General features: G+C 75.9%; 3 protein-coding genes. All 3 read right to left on the bottom strand.

From position 1 onward, the window contains the following. Positions 1-99: 99 nt before the first annotated feature. The 3 genes from metK to ACI2L3_RS40020 all read right to left on the bottom strand — a co-directional run bounded on the left by metK (position 100) and on the right by ACI2L3_RS40020 (position 3,196). A complete protein-coding gene (gene metK, locus ACI2L3_RS40030) occupies positions 100-1,323 on the bottom strand; it encodes a methionine adenosyltransferase (protein WP_404757407.1) in 1,224 nt (407 codons plus the stop codon). Between the two features lie 420 nt (positions 1,324-1,743). After that, on the bottom strand, positions 1,744-2,724 hold the full coding sequence (locus tag ACI2L3_RS40025) for an AvrD family protein (RefSeq protein WP_404757406.1): 981 nt from the start codon (positions 2,722-2,724) through the stop codon (positions 1,744-1,746). Positions 2,725-2,968: 244 nt separating this feature from the next. Next, positions 2,969-3,196 carry a hypothetical protein gene (locus ACI2L3_RS40020; protein WP_404757405.1) on the bottom strand — a complete coding sequence of 76 codons (228 nt, stop codon included), beginning with the start codon at positions 3,194-3,196 and terminating at the stop codon, positions 2,969-2,971. Positions 3,197-3,404 lie beyond the last annotated feature (208 nt).

Below are 3,404 nucleotides of genomic sequence, written 5' to 3'. Positions count from 1 at the left end.
GGGGGGGGGTGGGGGGGGCGGGGGGGGGGGGGGGGGGGCGGGGGGGGGGGGCGCCCCCCCCCCCCCCCCCCCCCCCGCGGAGCCGGGGGGCGGGGTTGTTCAGCCCGCGCCCGCCGCCTTGCGCAGGGCCTCGGCGCGGTCGGTGCGCTCCCAGGTGAAGTCGGGAAGCTCGCGGCCGAAGTGGCCGTAGGCGGCGGTCTGGGCGTAGATGGGGCGCAGCAGGTCCAGGTCGCGGATGATGGCGGCCGGGCGCAGGTCGAAGACGTCGGCGACGGCGCGTTCGATGTCGGCCTGGGCGACGGTGGCGGTGTTGAAGGTCTCGATGAACAGGCCGACCGGTTCGGCCTTGCCGATGGCGTAGGCGACCTGGACCTCGCAGCGGGTGGCCAGGCCCGCGGCGACGATGTTCTTGGCGACCCAGCGCATCGCGTAGGCGGCGGAGCGGTCGACCTTGGAGGGGTCCTTGCCGGAGAAGGCGCCGCCGCCGTGGCGGGCCATGCCGCCGTAGGTGTCGACGATGATTTTGCGGCCGGTCAGGCCGGCGTCGCCCATCGGGCCGCCGATCTCGAAGCGGCCGGTGGGGTTGACGAACAGGCGGTGCTCGTCGGTGTCCAGCTTGATGCCGTCCTCGGCGAGGCGGGCCAGGACGGGCTCGATGACGTGGGTGCGGATGTCGGGGGTGAGCTGGCTGTGCAGGTCGATGTCGGCGGCGTGCTGGGAGGAGACCACCAGGGTGTCCAGGCGGGCGGGGCGGCTGCCCCGGTATTCGATGGTGACCTGCGTCTTGCCGTCGGGGCGCAGGTAGGGGACGGTGCCGTCCTTGCGGACCGCGCTCAGGCGGTGTGAGAGGCGGTGGGCCAGCTCGATGGGCAGCGGCATCAGGGTGGGGGTCTCGGCGGTCGCGTAGCCGAACATCAGGCCCTGGTCGCCGGCGCCCTGCGCGTCCAGCGCATCGCCCTGGCCGCCGGCCCGGCCCTGGACACGGTGTTCGTAGGCGGTGTCGACGCCCTGGGCGATGTCGGGCGACTGCGCGCCGATGGACACCGAGACGCCGCAGGAGGCGCCGTCGAAGCCCTTGGCCGAGGAGTCGTAGCCGATCTCCAGGATCTTCTGGCGCACCAGGGTGGCGACATCGGCGTACGCGGCGGTGGTCACCTCGCCCGCGATGTGCACCTGGCCGGTGGTGATCAGTGTTTCGACCGCGACGCGCGAGGCGGGGTCCTGGCGCAGCAGGGCGTCCAGGATGGTGTCGCTGATCTGGTCGGCGATCTTGTCGGGGTGGCCCTCGGTCACGGACTCCGAGGTGAACAGGCGGCGGGACATGACTCTCCAGGGCGTGGTGGCGGGTGAACGGGTGGCAGTGGCAAAGGGGAGGCGGGTGAAGGGCGGTTGCTGGGGGGCGGGTTGAGGGGCGGTTACCGGGCGGCGGGTTGAAGGGCGGTCACCGGGCGGCGGGTTGAGGGGCGGTCACGGCCGGCGGGCGGGATGTGGCGGGGTGCGGGGGCCGGGGCTCGCCGGTGTCCGGGGTGCGGCAGAGCCGGTGGCAGGGCGGGCGGCGGGCGGCCGCCCGGGCTGGGTCTCGCCGGTGCCCGGGGCGCGGCAGAGCCGGTGGCAGGGCGGGCGGCGGGCGGCCGCCCGGGCTGGGTCTCGCCGGTGCCCAGGGCGCGGCAGAGCCGGTGGCAGGGCGGGCGGGATGCGGCGGCCCGCCCGGGCCGGGGCGCACGGCGGCGCAGGGGGGTGTGGTCAGTGGCTGTGGGGCCGGTCGTGGCCGGGCCAGGAGGCGGGCAGCAGGTGGGCGACGTCGGCGCGTACCTGTATGCCGTGCAGGGCTCCGCTCACCTGCGCCGTGCGCCAGATGCCGGCCTTGGAGGGCAGCAGCTGGGTCTGGCCGAGCGCGGCCGTCACCGGGCCGGTGGGCCGCGCGGCGGGCCGGGGGGCGGCCGTGATGCACGTGCGCCGCATCCGCAGCCGGCCGCCGTGGGTGCCCTCCACACCGTCCAGCGCATACAGCAGGACCTGGCCCAGCTGGAGGACGGCGACCAGGGCGTCGATCATGGTGGCCGGGGCGCGGGCGGGCACCGCGCCGGCCGGCTGGGGGGCCAAGGTGGCGCGGGCGCACGCCCGGCCGTCGGCCACCATCGCGCTGACCTGGGTGAGCAGTTGCTGCCGTGCGGTGTGCGGGATGCCGTAGGGGGCCTCGTTCCAGGGGCCGGGCAGTTCCTGCGGCAGGTCATAGACCTGCTCGATGGCGCCCGCACTGCCCGTGCTGCCCGCGCTGCCCGCGCTGTGGTGGGCGTGCACCCGGGCGAAGAGGGATCCGATGCGGCACTCCAGTGTGGTCGCCGTCGGCGGGCCGGCGGGTTCGGCGGCCACGAACCGGCCGCTGAGCGGGAACTTCGCCGGCTCGTCCCGCTCCGCCCGGGTGCCGGCCCGCATCTCCAGGCGCTGCACGGCGAAGCGGGCATCGGCCGGCAGCTGCCGGGTGTGCGCCGCGTACAGGCCGGTGAGCTGGGCGCCGAAGAGCATCGCGTCGATGGTGCTCAGCCGGGCGGGGGGTGTCTCTTCGGGGTGCGGCCCCGCGGGCGGGGTGAGGTGGCCGGTGGCGGTGATGCCGGCCGCCTGCCCGGGGTACGGAGTGATGGTGATGCCGCTCAGGCGGTGCTCGGCCCGCTTGAAGCCCTCGCCCAGGAACCGGCCGGCTCGCGGGCCCAGGACGTCGTCCACACAGGAAAGATGCAAAGGGGGCACGGGCGCTCCTTGTCCGGCCGAGGAGCGGCTGCCCGGCCCCGCGGCCGGGAAGGGCAGCACCCCGGCACATCGCTCGGGTACATCACTCGGGTTCGCTCGCTCGGGTTCGCTCGGGTGGGTGGGCGGGGGCGCGGTGGGATGGCGGTGCGGGGCGCCCGCGTCCGGTGCCCGGTGTCCGGGCAGGGCCGGGCAGGGGGGTGCGGCCGGGTGGCGGGCGGCGTCAGGCCTGTTGGGCGTTCTGTGGGGCGGCGGGCTGTCGGCGCAGCCGGTCGGCCAGGGCCTGGCGCTGGACTTTCGAGGTGGCGGTGCGCGGCAGTTCGGCCTGCGCGATCCGCACCGGGTCGGCCGGCTGGGGGAAGGCGGCGACGGCCGCGTGCCGGCGGGTCTGGTCCGGTGGTTGGCCGTCGGTGGCGCGGATGGCGGGGATCGGTGTGGCGTGGGGCCTCACATTGCGCGGGGCTACGTCGTCGTAATGGTGAGACCGGCCGGAGGGAGGTCAGCAACCAGTGGCGATGTCGCAGCAGTTGGAACGGGCACGGCGGGCAGGCGCCGGTGGCGTGCCGCACCCCGGCCGCAATACGCACGGCCCGGATGCGCACGGCCCGGATGCGGCCTGCCGGAAGACGGCAGGCCGCAACACCATGTGGCGCCCCAGC

Source organism: Streptomyces sp. NPDC029674, assembly GCF_044903205.1.
Lineage (GTDB): Bacteria > Actinomycetota > Actinomycetes > Streptomycetales > Streptomycetaceae > Streptomyces.
Note: the sequence above shows the minus strand (reverse complement) of the source record. Positions and strands in the feature narration are given on the sequence as shown.

Coding starts and splice junctions, on each gene's coding strand:
- metK (WP_404757407.1), bottom strand. CDS start 1,323: ATGTCCCGCCGCCTGTTCACCTCGGAGTCCGTGACCGAGGGCCACCCC.